This is a genomic window from Rhodospirillales bacterium, assembly GCA_014323865.1.
Classification (GTDB): Bacteria; Pseudomonadota; Alphaproteobacteria; order SP197; family SP197; genus SP197.
Genome location: JACONG010000016.1, coordinates 443,369 through 460,454 on the forward strand (window position 1 = coordinate 443,369; position 17,086 = coordinate 460,454).

A 17,086-nucleotide genomic window follows, 5' to 3' on the forward strand; every position below is an offset into this window, starting at 1 on the left:
CGCCCGCAATCGGCTTTGAACAGCAAAAGCCCTTGCAGGCGATGAAGCATTGGTACGGGATACGACAGGCTAGGGTGTGGTAGCTGGGATTTTGCTAGACTTGGGAGGGTATAGTCGTGGATGCAAGGGAATTCAAAGTCACTGACATACTAAGCCGGAATGAGAGGTTCGTCGTTCCGCTCTATCAGCGACAATATCAGTGGCACGATCATAAAGGATATGAAGGCCGCACAAGTTCCTTCTGGCTTGATGTTGTTGCGAAAGCCTCGGAAGTCATCGACAGAAACGCTCGGTTTGATCACTACATGGGAGCGCTGCTTTTGGCTCCTGAGGCGATGTCACGCTCCTTTGGAGCAACGCCTGTCGTTCAGGTTGTTGATGGGCAACAGCGCCTGACCACGTTTTTGATCATGCTGGCGGCATTGCGCGAAGTTGGCCGAGGGTACGACCATCAAGTCCTGATCGACCAGATTGAAAAATATCTGTTCAACGAAACTGGTCGCGCCGATACTGATCCTCTTTCCCGGTTCAAGCTGACACCTACGCCCGTGGATCGGACTGTTTTCCTCGATATTCTGGAGAATCCTTATTCTGAGGTACGATCAAACAATTGGGATGAGTATTATTGGGGAGGGCGCGTACCTCAAAATACAGCAGCACGCTCACTCCGGGCCTACGAGTATTTTTATGCCCAGATCAGTGAATTTGTCTCAGATGGCATGAGCGATGAGACAGAGATCGATATCGACACTGACGAATCCGAAGAGACAACAGATAACGAGAACACGGAAGAAAGCCGGAAGAGACTGGACGCCCTGCTCGAAGCCCTCGTCTTTCATATGAAGCTGATTGTCATCACTCTTGAGCGTGAAGACGACGCGCAGGTCATCTTTGAGACCTTGAACTCGAAGTCCCAGCCCCTTCTCGCCATGGACCTCGTGAGAAACAACATCTTCCACAGAGCTGAAGCGCAATATCGCGGGGCAGAAGATGCTCGGAAGAGGGCTGAGCGCCTTTATCATGAGGTTTGGGGGCCGTTTGATCATGGTTGGTGGCGCGAGAACGCACCGAATGCCCGGCCGGCTCGACCGCGCATCGACCATTTCCTTGCAAACGTGCTGACTGCCGAGACAGGTGATCGGATTACGGTCAGAGAACTTTATGCGGAATACCGTGCCTGGGCGACCCCGAAGCGACAACCCAGATTCGAGAAGGTGGAGGACGAGCTCGCAGTCCTTCAACGTCATGTCCCGGCCTTCGAGACTCTGGAAGGTCGCAAAAAGGGGGACGAGGCCATAGCTTGGCTGGGCGATAGACTGCGCCTTTGGCAAAACACCACGGCTTATCCGATAGCATTCCAGATTGCCCTGGACACCGTGGATAGCGAAACGCGTTGGCAGGTCGCGAAATGGCTTGATAGCTATTTCGCAAGGCGTCTGCTATGCGATCTTACGACCAAGAACCTCAACAAAGTGTTTCCAAGATTGGCCGACACCCTTCACAGCAAGGGCGTGTCTACCGAAGTCGTCAGAAACTTCTTTTCTGGCATGACAACGGATACCGCCCGATTTCCCAACGATGCCGAACTCAAATCGGGGATTCTTGAGAGTCCAGCATACGGGCGCGTCCCTTCGCGCATCCTGTCTGACATGTTGTGGTCACTGGAACTGGCGAGCCGGTCTGGTATGACGGAAGCCACGACACGCCCGCCTTCGATAGAGATCGAACACATCATGCCCCAAAACTGGGAAGAGAATTGGTCTTTGAACGGTGAGTTCGTAGAAACGAACGATTGGCAGATACCAGGCTATCGGGAGCGCGAGGCCGCTCTCCAGACCCTGGGCAACCTGACAATCGTCACGGACCGACTCAATCCGTCCTTGAGTAACGCGGCGTTTTCGGACAAGAGACGGAAGCTGGTTGAGCACTCCAATCTTGCCATGAACCGACAGATTGCTGAGCACGACGCGTGGGATGAAATGAGCATCCGGGCTCGGGGTGAAACCCTGGCCGATCTTGCTGCCAGGGTCTGGCCTTCACTCGCATAAGCCGGCGAACGCACCCCTTTGTCTCGTTGAATCCAGCGTAGTCCAGCCTGATCCAGTTCTTTTTGCGCAAGGGCCCCCCTGCGTGATCAGCCCTTCCCTTTCCAGGGAATCAGCCAGCGCTCAAGACGACGCATGATGAGTTCGATGATATAGCCGATCAGGCCGATGATGATGATGCCGATGACCACAGTGTCGGTCTGCAGGAAATTCTTGGCGATCATGATCATCGAGCCAAGCCCCTTGTCGGCAGCGACCAGCTCGGCAGCAACCACCGTGCCCCAGCATACGCCCATCGAGGTCCGCAAGCCCGTGAAGATCTCGGGCAGCGCGTTGGGCAGGATGACGTGGCGCATCACCTGGAACTTCGAGGCACCGAGCGAATAGGCAGCATGGACCTTCGAGATGCGCACACTGGAAACGCCGGCCCGCGCCGCGATCGTCATAATGAAGAGCGAGGCCAGGAAAAGCAGGAAGATCTTGGCGAACTCGTCGATGCCGAACCACAGGATGATGAGCGGGATCAGCGCGAGGGGCGGGATCGGCCGCATGAACTCGACGATGGGATCAAAGAGGCCCCGACCGATCGACGATAGCCCCATGGCGAAGCCTAGCGGCACCCCGATCAAGGTGCCGTAGAAGACGCCGGACAGCACGCGGTAGACGCTGATGCCGACGTGGTCCCACAGCGCGACGTTACGGAAGCCTTCGCTGAGAAGCTTGATCAGCCGGTCCCAGGTCGCATCGATCGACGGCCAGTAGAACGGCTCCACGAGATCGAAGACCGAAGCGATGATCCAGGCGACGAGCAGAATCAGGATGGCGACGATCGAATAGATGCGGCCCGAGTTGACGGCTGTCGCATCACCGAACTTGACGGTCTTCTGGCGCGTGAAGGTGTTGTCGGAGAGGCCGAGCCAGATCGAGAGCTCGGAAGGTTTCTTCTTGTCGTCCATGGTCGCCTCCTAACCTTCCGGGCTCTGCACCTGGCCCATGATCTCCTCCTCCATGTTCCAGATCATGGAGAGAACCTCTTCACGGGTGGCGACGAATTCGGCGCCGGCCTTGACCTCACGCGCCGGTCGTTCGAGCGCCTCGTCGGGGAATGGCAGGCAGAACTCCTTCTCGATGCGACCGGGCCGCGGCGCCATGACGATCAGCCGTTCGCCCAGGAAGAGCGCCTCTTCGACCGAATGGGTGATCAGGAGAATCGTCTTGCCCGTTTCCTTCCAGAGCTTGAGCACGAGGTTCTGCATTTTCTCGCGGGTCAGGGCGTCGAGCGCGCCGAGCGGTTCGTCCATCAGGATGACATCGGGATCGTTTGCCAGGCAGCGAGCGAGCGCGACACGCTGCTGCATGCCGCCCGACAGCTGGTAGACCGGCTTGTCGCCGAAACCCTTCAGCCCAACAGTGTTGAGCAGGTGCTCGACCTTGTCCTCGGTCTCGCTCTTGGGCTTGCCGGCCATGCGCGGTCCAAATGCCACGTTCCTGGCGACCGAGAGCCACTCGAAGAGCGCGCCCTGCTGGAACACCATGCCGCGTTCCGCGCCGGGGCCGCGCACCACGGCATCGCCCAGCCGCACCTCGCCCGCCGTAGGCGAGAGGAAACCCGCAATGATGTTGAGCAATGTCGTCTTGCCGCAGCCCGAGGGCCCCAGGACGCTGATGATCTCGCCCTGCGCGATATCGAGCGAAACGTCACTCAGCGCATGTACGCTGCCGCCGCCCGGCAAGGTGTAGACCATGGAAATGTTGTCGATCGCGATACCTGCCACGGCCCCGTCCCCGCTCTTCCGGAAAGGGTGTCGGACGGCAGGCGAACCTGCCGTCCGATTGGGTGCTACTGCAGATAGCTGTAGTCGATGAACATCGAGTAGTCGTCGAGTGACGACTCCATGTTGCCGGCCTCGACCATGACGTCGGCGACACCCTTGGTCATCGCCTGCACGCCGCCACCGAGCCAGTTCTTGCCCATCTGGTCGTCCGCGCTCGGGAAACCGAAGTTCGCGAGCATCGACGCCGTGGCGTCTTCATCCATGCCCGCGGCACCGGCGATCGTCGAGAGCGACGCGGAGGGATCGGCCTTGTAGGCTGCGTTGGCGGCCTCGGTGACCTCCATGAACTTCCGCACAAGATCGGGATGCTCGTCGGCGAAGTCCTCGGTCACGGTCACGATGTCGAAGGTGTTGATGCCGACGGCTTCCTGCTCGGCGCCGGTCATCAGCGGCGAGCCGACTTCCTTCATGCGATCGAGCGCACCGCCGAAAGCGCAGCCCATGACGACGTCGCCACGGATCAGCGCGACGGCCGCGTCGGCCGGGTTCATCTGTACGAGTTCGACCTTGGAGGCATCGACACCGAGGTGGTCGAGCGTGCGCAGCAGCTTGTAATGGGTCACGTTGCCGATCGGCGTGGCGACCTTCATGCCCTCGAGCTCGCTGGCGTTCTCCCGGGTGATGCCGGAGTCGTCGCGAACAACGCAGAGATCATTCTCGGCATAGGTCACGGCGATGCCAACGAGCTTGAGCGGCGCACCGTTCGAGACACCCACGACGAAGGGCACAAAGCCCTGGCTGTAGGCGATATGCACATCGCCCGAGACCATGGCCTGGGTCATCTCGTTGCCGTTGCCGAAGGCGCGCCATTCGACCTCGACACCGAGCGCCTCATCATAGGTCTTCTCGACCTGGGCGACCTGGTTTGCGGTCGGCCATTCGAGGAAATAGGCCACGGTGATCTTGTCGAGCGCAAGCGCGCCGGTGGCCGTGGAAACAAGAGCGAACGCGCCAGCCGCAACGCCCGCCATCAGTTTTTTCATGGACATGGGTTTCTTACCTCCCCAGAGGACCGGAGGATTCCGGCAATTGCACAAGAAGAACCCATGCTGGAGGTTATCGTGAGATGCCGCAACCGGCACCACATCAACCGAAGGCCTGCATTTGCCCCTTGAGGGGCATCCCGGCCTGCCTTGCCCGGCACGGTCTCCCTACGCTTGCAGTTCACACTGGAATCTGGTGCCAGTCTGGCACCAACGAGTCCCGATAGTGCGGACCAGTCTTGCGTCCGCCCCATCAGGCTGAGGCGACGACGGGCTGCGGCCGAGTGCCCCTCGTGATTGTCATGACGGCGACCAGCAGCGCGAGATTGACCACGTTCGCCGCGAAGCCGAGCAGGAAGGCCCAGCGATAGGTGCCGGTCCAATCGAACATGGAGCCGGCGAACTGGCCGCCTGCCGCCATGCCGATGGCGCCGAAGAGGAAGATCACGCCGACGCGCCAGCCCAGGCCCTGAGACGGATAGATCGCGCGCAAGGCGACGGCGTACATCGGCACCAGGCCGCCGAAGCCGAAGCCGAAGACCGTCGCGCCGACCAGCAGCACCGCATAGCTGTCGATCGGAGCGAGGATCAGCAAGCCTGCAGCCTGCATGCCCGAACCCAGCAGCATGGCCTTCATGCCGCCGATGCGGTCGGCCAGGAATCCCATGCCGAGGCGGCCGACGAAGGATGCGCCCATGATCCAGGCCAGCAGGAAGGCACCGTCCGAACTGGTGTAGCCGATGTCCTGGGCATGGGAGGCAGCGTGGACCAGCGGCATGGCCATGGCGACGCAGCAGCACAGGATCGCCGCACACAGGAGACCGTGCGGTAGATTCCCGGCAACACCGCCGACCTGGAAGCCGCCAACCTGGCGCTCGATCCGTTCGGCCTGCATGGCGCTCCAGCCCGGCGGGTTGCCGCGCAGCAGAAGAACCAGCGGCGGCATCGTAACCATGGCGAAGGCGCCGTAGATGAAGGTCGCACCGCGCCAGCCGTAGAGTGCGATGAGACTGTCGAAGACATAGGGCCATATGATGCCGGCCAGACCCTGGCCTGAGGCGACAATGGCGACAGCCAGCCCGCGCTTGCGGTCGAACCAGCGGGTCGCCGTTGTGATCAGTGGCGCAAAAAGCGTGGCATTTCCCATGAAGCCTATCATCACACCGAAGATCAGGCAGAACTGCCAGGCCTCGGTCACGCGGGTCAGCGCGAGGGCGCCCGAGGGAATCATCATGGCGCCGATAAGCGCCACCGGTGCCACGCCCACCTTGTCGGCCCAGCGGCCCATCAGGATACCACCCACGCCGGTGCCCAGCATCTCGAGCGCATAGGCCGCCGACGTCGTACCGCGCGACCAGCCCATGTCGTCGGAGATCGTCTTCACGTTCGACCACAGCAGGTACTCGATCCCCATGCCGATCGAGATCAGCAACAGCGACGCGAGGGCAACGCGCCAGGCCGACAGGCTGTCGGCGACACCGTCCGGGGGCTGCGTCATCGAAACACCATAGGATAGGAGGCCATAGGATGGGAGGCCATAGGGCGGGAGGGAACGGACATCGGACCTCGCTGAACGCAGCGAGCCTGGATCCGCTTCCGGCGGGCGCGCCATCGCGCGAGATCATCGGCGGTATCGATGTCGTGCAAGACACCGAGCAGTGCGACACGGGCATCGGCAGGCAGACCGGCCAGCGTATCGGCGAGCGCATGTTCGCTCGACCAGCGAACCGCTCCGAAGAGAGACCTCAGGCGCAGGGACGGGCCCGCGCCAATCAGCCAATAGCCGCCGTCGTCGGACGGACCGAGGACCGCATCATGGCTGCGCAGCAGGCGGAAGGCCTGTGCGATGTGACCGGGCGTCAGATCGGGGATGTCACTGCCGACAATGAGGACCGGTCCCGGGGGCCTGCCATCGATCGCCGCCTGCATGCGTTCGCCGAGATCGCCGTCCGACTGCGGAACGACCGGCAGGCCCAGGGTCCACGTCTCGTCGCCTGTCGCCGCATCGGGCGGGGTCACGGCAACCACGGTGGACCAGCGCGACGATCGCCCGATGCGCGTCAACATGCGCCGCAGCATGGATCGATAGAAGGCGAGCGCGGCCGCGTTCCCGATCCCGGCGGCAAGACGCGTCTTGACCCGGCCGGGCTCCGGGCGCCGGGCCATCACGACGACATGGCGCCGATCTCTCATCCGTAAAGCTTCACGATGACGCGGGGCGGAACGCCCAGGTAGTACGACGCGAGGCATACCAGGTTGCGCAGCATGCGCGGTGTATAGCCCATGCGTCGGTACCGCGCCGGGCTCGTGACGGCGTCGCACGGCAGGGTCATCAGCCGCCGCCGTCCGATGCGGCGCACCATGTCGACGTCCTCCATGATCGGTATCGGCTTGAAGCCGCCCAGGCGGTCGTAGTGCGTCCGCGCGATAACCAGCCCCTGGTCGCCGTAGGGCAGGCCGAGCCATCGGCTTCGGCGGCTGGCGAACCACTCGACGCGGCGCGCACCGGACGCCTCGTCATCGAAGCGCAGGCGAAACACCGCCGCGCTGTCGGCGTTGTTCCGGTCACCGACGAAGCCGGCGATGAGACGGTCCCAGCCGTCGTCGAGCCAGGTGTCGGCGTGCAGGAAGAACAGCCATGGCGCGTCGGACGCCGCGGCCCCGGCGGCGAGCTGGCTGCCCCTGCCGCGAGCCGCCTCGACCAGCGTCACGCCGAGAGCACGCGCGAGCTCCGGCGTCGGATCGCTCGATCCGCCGTCGACCACCACAGGCTCGATCGCCAGGACATCCGTTGCCTGCACGCGCTCAAGCGTCCGCTGCAAGCCCGCAGCGGCGTTGAGTGCCGGGATGATGACGGCGATGCGTTCCATGACACCGATCATACCGATGATATATCGGCTTCGTGAAATCCGCTTGACGGACTTGTTCACTGTTCTTTTGTTCTTTTAATGTTCTTATGCTGATTCGGGAGGAACAATGACTCAACACCGGGCACATTTGTTGCAGCGCAAGGGCCGCGGCGCCGCGAGCAACCGCAGCGGCCGTTTCGAAACGCACACAAGGGAGGCATTCGACGACGGCTGGGGCACGATCGACGAGGACCTCGAACCGCTCAATACCGAGATCGGCATCGATTCGAGCCGCACCGTGATCGCACGGAACAACTCGCCCGATATTCCGTTCGACCGCGCGATCAACCCCTATCGCGGCTGCGAGCACGGCTGCGTCTATTGCTTCGCGCGCCCGACCCACGCCTGGCTCGGCCTGTCGGCCGGGCAGGACTTCGAATCGAAGCTTCTGGTGAAACCCGACGCCGCCCTGCTGCTGCGGCAGGAACTGGCGCGGCCGGGTTATCGGCCGCAGGTGATCGCGCTGGGGACCAACACCGATCCCTACCAGCCGATCGAGCGCGGCTACAGCATCACGCGCCAGGTGCTGGCGGTACTGGCCGAGTGCCATCACCCCGTCGGCATCGTGACGAAGTCGGCGCTGATTGCCCGGGATGTCGATATCCTGGGTCCCATGGCCGCCGGGAATCTGGCGCGCGCCTGCATCTCGGTCACCACGCTCGATCGCACGCTGGCGCGCAGGATGGAGCCACGTGCACCGGCCCCCGCGAAGCGGCTCAAGGCGATCGAGGCACTGGCGCAGGCCGGCGTGCCGGTCGGTGTGATGTTCGCCCCGGTGGTGCCTGGCCTGAACGACGGCGAGATGGAGGACGTGCTGCAGGCCGCGCGTGACGCCGGTGCGAGCACGGCGGGCTACGTGCTTCTCCGGCTGCCGCTCGAGATCAAGGACCTGTTTCGCGAGTGGCTCGAGGCGCACTATCCCGACCGTGCCGGGCGCGTGATGGCGCTGGTGCGCGACTGCCGCGGCGGGCGCGACTACGATCCCGAATGGGGCAAGCGCATGAGGGGCACAGGCCCCTTCGCCGACATGGTTGCCCGACGCTTCGCCATCGCCTGCCGCCGCTATGGCCTCGACAAGCGACGCTGGGAGCTCGACACCACGAAGTTCGTCAAGCCGAGCGCCGACGCCAACCAGTTCGCCCTGCTCTGGCCGTCGCTCGCTTCGTGACGGAGCAACGGCCCATGTCCATGACGTCTTCGAACCATGGTGAAGACAGCTGATCTTCGCCTGACCATCCAGACCTTGCTCTACGGCCTGATGCCGATCTGACGATGCCCGCGTCATGGCCGCCCGTGTGAAGGACGTTCTGCGCTGCTGACACCGCAATGTCTTCATCACACCACAGATGCGCGTGATAAAGTCGCCCGATGGAACACGGCTCCGATCTCACGAACATCGCCGTCCTGATTTCGGTGGCACTGGTCTGCGGCCTCACGCTGGCGCGCATCCGGCAGCCCGCGATCGTCGGCTACATCCTGGCCGGTGTCGTGCTGGGTCCGTCGGTCCTGGGGTTCGTTCAGGATCGTGAACAGATCACGCTGCTCGCGGAACTGGGTGTGCTGCTCCTGCTCTTCACCATCGGTATGGAGCTCGACGTCAGCCACTTCCGCTCGGTCCTGCGCTTCGCCTTCATCGGTACGGGTCTTCAGATCGTCATCGCGACAACGGTCATCCTGACCCTTTCCTGGCCGCTGGGCTGGCCCTGGCAACAGAGCATCCTGGTCGGTTTCGGCGTCGCGCTCTCGTCGACGGCGGTCACGATCAAGCTTCTCGAGGACGTGGGCGAGATCCACAACGAGGTCGGCCAGAGGGCGATTGCCATCCTGATCGCCCAGGACCTCGCGATCGTTCCGATGATGCTCTTCGTGGCGACGCTCGCGCCCGACACCTCGGTCACGATCCGCGCGATTCTGCCGCTGATCGGATCGGTTTTCATCCTGGCGGGGCTCATCTGGTTTCTCGGTCGGCGCGGCCGGATCGATCTGCCGATCATCCAGTTCGCCCGCAACCAGGCCGACCTGATCGCCGTGGGGGCGGTGGCGTTGTGCTTCGCCGCCGCGGCTGTCAGCGGCCTGTTCGGCATGTCGACCGCCTATGGCGCGTTCCTCGCCGGCCTGCTCCTGGGCAACTGCACCGATCGCGAACAGATGCTGCGCGTCACGCTGCCGATCCAGGGGCTTCTGCTGATGGTCTTCTTCCTGTCGATCGGGCTTCTGATCGACCTTGGCTTCATCTGGGACAACTTCGGCGAAATCCTTCTGATGCTGCTTCTGGTCACGCTGGGCAAGACGGCCATGAACGTTGGCATCCTGCGCTTCCTGAAGGAACCGTGGCCGCGTGCCTGGCTCGGCGGCGTCGCGCTTGGCCAGGTCGGCGAGTTCTCGTTCGTGCTCTTCGCTCTCGGTCTCTCGGTCGGTGCGATCGACAGCGAGGGCTACCGTCTGTTCGTTGCGGTGATCGCGCTCAGCCTGATGATCAGCCCGCTCTGGCTCGACAGCGCACGCCGCCTGCAGCGCCTCGCCGTCCATGCCGACTCCTGGCGTGAGCTGATGACACGACTCTACCCGCAGGCGACCGACCGCACGGTGCGCTCGGCCGCGTGGCTGCAGACGATCCGCGAAGAGCTGACGCGCCGCCACAGCAGAGCTTTGCCCGAGAGCCTGATTGATGAGCCGCCGTCCCGGACCCGCCGGAAAAACGATGATAAAAACGATGATGGGTCCGGACCTGACGTTTGAGGCCGCCGTCGCGTCCCCGGTGGCCGGGGTCGACGAGGTTGGGCGCGGTCCCTGGGCCGGACCCGTCGTTGCAGCCGCCGTCATTCTCGATCCGACAGCCATTCCCGAGGGCCTCGACGATTCAAAGAAACTGACGGCACGGAAACGCGATGCTCTGGCAGAGCAGATCGCGGTGAGCGCCGCGGTCGGTGTCGGCATCGCCAACGTCGCCGAAATCGATCGGCTCAACATCCTCGCGGCATCCATGCTCGCCATGACCCGGGCGATCGAAGCGCTGGCGATCGCGCCGGCCCACGCCCTGGTCGACGGCAACCGGGCACCGTCGCTCGCCTGCCCGGTCACGACGATTGTCAAGGGCGACGGCCGCTCGGTCTCGATCGCCGCGGCGTCGATCGTCGCCAAGGTCACACGCGACCGCATGATGACCGATCTGGCCAAGCGCCACCCGGGCTACGGCTGGGAGCGCAATGCCGGATACGGCACTGCCGAACACCGTGCGGGTCTGGAGCGCCTCGGGCTCACGCCGCATCACCGCCGTTCGTTCAAGCCAATCGCTGCGCTCGCCGGTTTGCCGTGAGGGCGTGACGCGCGACCTTGCGCGTCAGGGTGGGCAGCGCGAGCTCACCGAAGTCGTCGGGGTGATGCCAGGTGCCATCCGGTTCGCCGTCGTCTCCGCCCGCTGCCGCCACCTGCAGATCGAGGGTGAAATGCGTAAACCCGTGACGCACGACATCGGGCAGAAGGACCCAGTGGCGTGCCGCCGGGGCGTGGGTAAGCGCCTCGTCGAGCGACCATGCCATGTTGCGCCAGGGGGTCGACGGCACCTCAAGCATCCCGCCCAGCAACCCCTCGTCGGGGCGCGTCCGCAACAGCACCGCGCCATCGGGCCGTTCGAGCCAGAAAACAAGGCCGTGGCGATGCGGGCGCGCCTTCTTGGGCGCGGGCACCGGCAGATCCCCGGCGCTCCCTGAGCGGTGCCCCTCGCAGCTGTCGCCCCAGGGACAGATGCCGCAGGCCGGATTGCGCGGGGTGCAGACGGTTGCGCCAAGATCCATCAGCGCCTGGGCGAAATCCCCCGGTCGGTCGACCGGCACGAGCGCTTCAGCGCGGCTGCGAATCCGCTTCCCGGCGGCAGGAAGCGGCTCAGTGATGGCATCGAGACGGGCGATCACCCGCTCGACATTGCCGTCGACCGCGGCTGCTTGCCGATCAAACGCGATCGCTGCGATCGCGCCGGCCGTGTAGGCCCCGATTCCCGGAAGGTCGCGCAACCCTTTCTCCGTATCCGGGAAGCGACCGCCCAGCTCGCCCGCGACGATGCGCGCGCAATCGTGAAGTCGCCGTGCACGTGCGTAATAGCCGAGCCCTGCCCAGGCCGCCATGACCGCATCGCGTTCGGCCGCAGCGAGCGCGGTCACCGTCGGCCAGCGTTCCAGAAAGCGCAGAAAATAGGAGATCACGGCCTGCACCGTGGTCTGCTGCAGCATGATCTCGGAGAGCCAGACACGATAGGGGTCGGGCTGCTCACCGGGCCGCGCGCGCCACGGCAGATCACGCCGGTGCCGGTCATACCAGTCGAGCAAGCTGCCCGTCAGGTCATCATCTGTCGTTGACGCCTGTGCCATCGCCTCGCCACATTACTGACGCACTCGGTCTGCAGCCATGGGGATCGGCGCGGCCGGAGCGTGCTGCACCGGTAGCACAGGTTCCCATAGGGAAGGGGCAGCGATGGCCACGACCAGGGCCGGCAGCAGGAAGACCGACGAGCGGCGGCGCAGGTATCCGATCCGCGCCGGTTTGCTGCTGCCCGAAGCGGCTGCCCGCGCCTATCGCAAGCACGGCTTTGCCGAAGCCCGGCTCATCACCGACTGGGCCGCGATCGTCGGGGAACGCCTGGCCGATGTGTGCGTACCGGAAAAGCTGGCACGCGATCGCGCCCTGACCGTTCGGGTGGTGCCTGCCTTCGCGCTGGAGCTCCAGCATCTGGAACCCAGGGTTCTGGAACGCATCGCCACCTTCTTCGGGCATCCGGCCGTCAGCCGGCTGAAGCTGCGCCAGGGAGAGATCCTGCGCGACGATAGCCCGCGCAGACGCGAACCGCGCCCGCTCACGGAAGCGGAACAAGCCGTTCTCGACGCCCAGCTGGATACGGTCGACGACACCGCCCTGCGGGCCGTGCTGGAGCGGCTGGGTCGCGCCGTCCTGGGTTCAGGACGGGACGTCGCGTGACCGGATTTATCCACAGAGACAACGCCTTGTCAGGGAGTGGGGGGACACTTGAGGCGCCGGTCTCCCGCCCGCTATACTTCAGTCATGTCAAGCCGAGTTATGTCAACCCGTTCCGGCGTCTCGTATCCCAAAGAGGATCGGACCTTGCTGAACAGACGCGTGTTTCTGACCGCCGCTGCCACCGCGGCGGTTCTGCCCGTTGTCGGCGCCCGTGCCCAGGATCCGGTGATGCTGCCGGACATGGTGCTGGGCGACGCGGATGCGCCCATCGAGATCATCGAATACGCCTCGATGACCTGCTCCCATTGCGCTGCGTTCCACAAGGAGACCCTGCCGAAACTGAAGATGCGGTACATCGATACGGGACGCGCCAGGCTGGTGTTCCGCGAGTTCCCGCTCGACCGTGTGGCGCTCGCCGCCTCCGCCATTGCACGCTGCAGCGGCGAAGAGCGCTTCTTCCCCCTCGTCGACGTGCTGTTCCAGACCCAGGACCAATGGGCTCGCTCCGACGATCCGATCGGCGCGATCGAACAGATCATCCGCATGGGCGGTCAGGATCCCGCGTTCGTCAGCGCATGCCTCGAAGACCAGGAAATCATCAACGGCATCCTGGCGATCCGACTCGACGGCTCGAATCAGTACGAGATCAGCGCGACTCCGACGTTCATCGTCAACGGCGAGAAGACCGCCGGCAATATGAGCTTCGAGGCGTTCGACGAGCTTCTGCGCAACATCGAGGGCAACGTCTGAATGATGCAATGCTCGTTCCATCGCCAACCCTCATCCGGCTGAGAGCGCGAGCGTGCATTTTTCGCGACTTCGTCTGAGCGGCTTCAAGTCGTTCGTCGACCCCACAGAGTTCGTCATTGAAAAGGGCCTGACCGGTGTGGTTGGGCCCAACGGCTGCGGCAAGTCGAACCTGCTCGAAGCCCTGCGTTGGGTCATGGGCGAGGCGTCGGCCAAGAAGATGCGCGGCGGCGGCATGGACGATGTCATCTTCTCGGGCACGGAGATGCGGCCCGGCCGCAACGTGGCCGAGGTCACGGTCACACTCGACAATTCGGAGCGTAATGCGCTGGCGGCCTGGAACGACAACGACGAGGTCCAGATCGTGCGTCGGATCGAGCGCGGCGGTGGATCGAGCTACCGGATCAACGGCCAGGAGACCCGGGCCCGCGACGTGCAGCTCTTCTTCGCCGACATTGCGACCGGTACGCGCAGCTCGGCCCTGGTGAGCCAGGGCCAGATCGCCGACCTGATCCACTCCAGGCCCCAGGCTCGTCGCCACCTGCTTGAGGAAGCGGCCGGGATCGCGGGACTGCAGTCGCGCCGACACGAGGCCGAGCTTCGCCTGCGTGCGGCCGAGACCAATCTCGAACGCCTGGGCGATGTCATCGGCGGCCTTGAGACCCGGTTCGCCAACCTGCAACGCCAGGCCCGACAGGCCCAGCGCTACCGCCGCCTGTCGGACCGCATCCGGGATGCGGAGGCACGCTGGCTCCTGCGCCGCTGGCAGGATGCCGAGGGTGCCGTCGCCACCAGCACCGAAGCCCTGTTGGCCATCGAATCGGAGGTGGTCGAGGCGACACGCCAGGTGGCCGAGGCGACCACCGCGCAGGCGACGGCCGCCGAGGCCCTGCCGCCTCTGCGCGAGGCCGAGGGCCAGGCCAGCGCAGCGCTCAACGAACTCACCGTCGCCCGCGTCGCACTGGAAGCCGAAGAACGGCGCATCAACGAACAGCGGCGCGAGATTGTCGCGCGTCTCGATCAGTTCACGACCGATCTGGAGCGCGAGACGACGCTGGCCGAAGACGCCCGTCGGGCTCTGTCGACCCTCGACGACGAGGAACGCGATCTCCTGGCTCAGCGCGAGGCTGAAGCCGAGGCCGTCGCCGGGGCCAGGGCCGCCTGCGACGACATGCAGAGCGTGGTGTCCGATCTTGAGAAGCGTGTCACACGGCTTGCCGAGGAACGCGCCGCCCGTGCCGCACAACGCCGCGCGCTGGAAGCGCGCATCACCGATCTCGAAGGCCGGCTCGCCCGGCTCGACCGGCAGGCGAGCGACATCGAAGCCGAGCACGGCCAGCTCAATCTGGGTCTCGACGAGACCGATTCGCTCGACAGGCTCTGTCGCGAGGAGGGCCAGGCTCAGACGGCGCTCGACACCGCGCGCGATGCCCTGGTCGCAGCGACCGAAGCACTTGAAGCCCGACGCACCGACGAAGAGACGAGCCGCGCGCGGTTCCGTGACGCCGATGCTCGCCATGTCGGACTGAAGGCCGAGCGCGACGCGCTCGCGTCCCTGCTCGAACGTGGCATCCGGGACGGCGCGCCGGTGATTGATTCGATCCGCGTGGCCGAAGGCTTCGAGACCGCGCTCGGCGTGGCGCTGGGCGACGATCTCGATTCGCCGGTCGGACCCGACGGCGCGACCGGATGGACAATGCTGCCGCCTTATGCCGATGCGCCGCTGCTGCCGGATCGCGCCGAACCTCTGGCGAACCATGTCGCCGCACCCGGCGAGCTCGCGCGTCGTCTCAGCCAGGTCGGCGTGGTCGACGATATGGACGGGCCCGAACTGGCGCGCCGGCTGCGTCCCGGCCAATGCCTGGTGACGCGCAGCGGCAGGCTGTGGCGCTGGGACGGATTCGTCATCAACGACAGCGAGACCGGTGCGGCCGCACTTCTGGCGCAGCGACGCAGGCTTGAGGAACTGGGTCGCGAACTCTCCGACGCCGAACGCCAGCGCGGAGCAGCGGAAAGCGCACTGACCGAGGCTGCCGAAGCCGCCGTCGAGGCGTCACGAGCCGCGCAATCGGCCCGCGACACGGCCGACGAACACGCCGAGGCGCTGGCCCATGCCCGCGAGAACCGACGGTCTCAGGAGGCGCGCAGTCAGGCTGCCGAAAGCCGTCGCCGGGACCTCACGGCCATGTCCGAACGCATCGCGGCGGAACGCGGCGAACTTGCGACCGCACTCGGCGAGGTCCGCAGCGAACGCGATGCCCTGCCGCAGAACGATGGCGATGACGGGCTTGAAGCCTTGCGCGACGAGCTGACGGGCAAACGCAGCGAGCTCTCGCGCCGTCAGACCGAACACGACAGGCTCTACCGCGAGGCCGAGTTCCGCGAACGCCGCGTTTCGGCGATCGCCGTTGAGCGACAGTCGTGGCAGGAACGCGCCTCAGGTGCCGACACGCGCATCGCCGATCTCGATCAGCGCCTCGATTCGGGCCGCCAGGCCGCGGCCGATCTGGAGGACAAACCCAAACGCATCGCGGCGCAGCGGCGCGATCTGGCCGACCGGCTCTCCGACGCGGAAAACGCGCTGCGCCAGGCCTCCGATGTACGCGCGGCGGCCGAGGAAACGCTCGCCGAACGCGCCCGGGGCCTGCGCCGCGCCGAAGCCGGCATGTCGGACCGCCGCGAGGAACGCGCCCGGCGCGAGGGCGTGGTCGAGCAGGCCCGCCAGGCCGGGACCGAGATCGCCCGCCAGATTCAGGAACGGCTCGAAACCGCGCCGGACGGCCTGAAGGACCGGGTCGCCGATCACGACACGCTGCCCGACGCCGGGGAACTCGAGGCGAAGTTCGCCAGGGTCGTGCGCGAGCGCGAGAACATGGGACCGGTCAACCTGCGCGCCGAAATCGAGGCGCAGGAGGTCGACGAACAGCTCTCGGTCATGCTGTCCGAACGCGAGGACCTCGAGGCCGCCATAGCCCGACTGCGCCGCGGCATCGGCGAGCTCAACCGCGAGGGCCGCGAGCGCCTGTTGATCGCCTTCCAGGAGATTGACGGCCATTTCCAGCGCCTGCACAAACGGCTGTTCGGCGGTCATGCACGGCTCACCATGGTCGATTCGGACGATCCGCTGGAAGCGGGCCTTGAGATCGAGGCAAGCCCGTCGGGCAAGAAGATGCAGTCCCTCTCGCTGCTCTCGGGCGGCGAGCAGGCGCTGACCGCCATGGCACTCATCTTCGCGCTCTTCCTGACCAATCCCTCGCCGGTCTGCGTGCTCGACGAGGTCGATGCGCCGCTCGATGACTCCAATGTCGACCGCTTCTGCGACCTGCTCGACGAGTTTGCCAACTCCGGCAACACCCGGTTCCTGATTATCACCCACCACAGGCTCACGATGGCGCGCATGGACCGTCTGTTCGGTGTCACCATGAGCGAGCCCGGCGTCTCCCGGCTCGTCTCGGTCGATCTGGCCGCGGCGGAGCAGCTCCGCGCCATTGCGTGACCATCTCAACCCTTTGAAATCATTGTGTTATTCGGGAATCGAAAGAGTCTCCCGGTGTCCTTGACACGACATGGGAGCCTCCGTATGTTTCGTCCGCTCTTTC

14 protein-coding genes are annotated in these 17,086 nt (G+C 64.8%); 7 read left to right on the plus strand and 7 right to left on the minus strand.

The features are described 5' to 3' along the window. Window positions 1-116: 116 nt before the first annotated feature. Window positions 117-2,048: a DUF262 domain-containing protein gene (locus GDA49_11100; protein ID MBC6440929.1), complete on the plus strand. Its 1,932-nt coding sequence runs from the start codon at window positions 117-119 to the stop codon at window positions 2,046-2,048. Window positions 2,049-2,134: 86 nt separating this feature from the next. Here GDA49_11100 and GDA49_11105 read toward each other — a convergent pair whose 3' ends face one another. The 6 genes from GDA49_11105 to GDA49_11130 all read right to left on the minus strand — a co-directional run bounded on the left by GDA49_11105 (window position 2,135) and on the right by GDA49_11130 (window position 7,745). Next, window positions 2,135-3,001, minus strand: coding sequence for an ABC transporter permease subunit (locus GDA49_11105; GenBank protein ID MBC6440930.1), 867 nt, complete (start codon window positions 2,999-3,001; stop codon window positions 2,135-2,137). 9 nt (window positions 3,002-3,010) lie between these two features. After that, window positions 3,011-3,790, minus strand: a complete 780-nt coding sequence (locus tag GDA49_11110; GenBank protein MBC6440931.1) for an ABC transporter ATP-binding protein — start codon at window positions 3,788-3,790, stop codon at window positions 3,011-3,013. A gap of 95 nt (window positions 3,791-3,885) precedes the next feature. Next, complete coding sequence (locus GDA49_11115; protein MBC6440932.1) at window positions 3,886-4,869, minus strand: ABC transporter substrate-binding protein; 984 nt, start codon at window positions 4,867-4,869, stop codon at window positions 3,886-3,888. Window positions 4,870-5,116: 247 nt separating this feature from the next. Further along, window positions 5,117-6,361 carry an MFS transporter gene (locus GDA49_11120; GenBank protein MBC6440933.1) on the minus strand — a complete coding sequence of 415 codons (1,245 nt, stop codon included), beginning with the start codon at window positions 6,359-6,361 and terminating at the stop codon, window positions 5,117-5,119. Further along, on the minus strand, window positions 6,358-7,056 hold the full coding sequence (locus GDA49_11125) for a TIGR04282 family arsenosugar biosynthesis glycosyltransferase (protein MBC6440934.1): 699 nt from the start codon (window positions 7,054-7,056) through the stop codon (window positions 6,358-6,360). The genes GDA49_11120 and GDA49_11125 overlap by 4 nt, the downstream gene beginning before the upstream one ends. After that, complete coding sequence (locus tag GDA49_11130) at window positions 7,053-7,745, minus strand: TIGR04283 family arsenosugar biosynthesis glycosyltransferase (protein MBC6440935.1); 693 nt, start codon at window positions 7,743-7,745, stop codon at window positions 7,053-7,055. The genes GDA49_11125 and GDA49_11130 overlap by 4 nt, the downstream gene beginning before the upstream one ends. A 94-nt stretch (window positions 7,746-7,839) precedes the next feature. On the opposite strand from GDA49_11130, the gene GDA49_11135 reads away from it, so the two are divergent. The 3 genes from GDA49_11135 to GDA49_11145 all read left to right on the plus strand — a co-directional run bounded on the left by GDA49_11135 (window position 7,840) and on the right by GDA49_11145 (window position 11,088). Beyond that, window positions 7,840-8,940, plus strand: a complete 1,101-nt coding sequence (locus tag GDA49_11135) for a PA0069 family radical SAM protein (GenBank protein ID MBC6440936.1) — start codon at window positions 7,840-7,842, stop codon at window positions 8,938-8,940. Between the two features lie 200 nt (window positions 8,941-9,140). Beyond that, window positions 9,141-10,511 carry a cation:proton antiporter gene (locus GDA49_11140; protein ID MBC6440937.1) on the plus strand — a complete coding sequence of 457 codons (1,371 nt, stop codon included), beginning with the start codon at window positions 9,141-9,143 and terminating at the stop codon, window positions 10,509-10,511. Beyond that, window positions 10,489-11,088 carry a ribonuclease HII gene (locus tag GDA49_11145; protein MBC6440938.1) on the plus strand — a complete coding sequence of 200 codons (600 nt, stop codon included), beginning with the start codon at window positions 10,489-10,491 and terminating at the stop codon, window positions 11,086-11,088. Before GDA49_11140 ends, GDA49_11145 begins: the two co-directional genes overlap by 23 nt. On the opposite strand, the gene mutY is transcribed toward GDA49_11145, so the two are convergent. Beyond that, complete coding sequence (gene mutY / locus GDA49_11150) at window positions 11,054-12,136, minus strand: A/G-specific adenine glycosylase (GenBank protein ID MBC6440939.1); 1,083 nt, start codon at window positions 12,134-12,136, stop codon at window positions 11,054-11,056. The genes GDA49_11145 and mutY overlap by 35 nt on opposite strands. A gap of 103 nt (window positions 12,137-12,239) precedes the next feature. Between mutY and GDA49_11155 the strand changes: the two genes are divergently transcribed. The 3 genes from GDA49_11155 to GDA49_11165 all read left to right on the plus strand — a co-directional run bounded on the left by GDA49_11155 (window position 12,240) and on the right by GDA49_11165 (window position 16,983). Then, the gene (locus tag GDA49_11155) at window positions 12,240-12,740 is read left to right on the plus strand and encodes a DUF721 domain-containing protein (protein MBC6440940.1); all 501 of its coding nucleotides are present in this window, start codon (window positions 12,240-12,242) and stop codon (window positions 12,738-12,740) included. A 144-nt stretch (window positions 12,741-12,884) separates the two neighbouring features. Then, on the plus strand, window positions 12,885-13,490 hold the full coding sequence (locus tag GDA49_11160) for a DsbA family protein (protein ID MBC6440941.1): 606 nt from the start codon (window positions 12,885-12,887) through the stop codon (window positions 13,488-13,490). A 52-nt stretch (window positions 13,491-13,542) separates the two neighbouring features. Beyond that, window positions 13,543-16,983 carry an AAA family ATPase gene (locus GDA49_11165; GenBank protein ID MBC6440942.1) on the plus strand — a complete coding sequence of 1,147 codons (3,441 nt, stop codon included), beginning with the start codon at window positions 13,543-13,545 and terminating at the stop codon, window positions 16,981-16,983. Window positions 16,984-17,086: the final 103 nt, after the last annotated feature.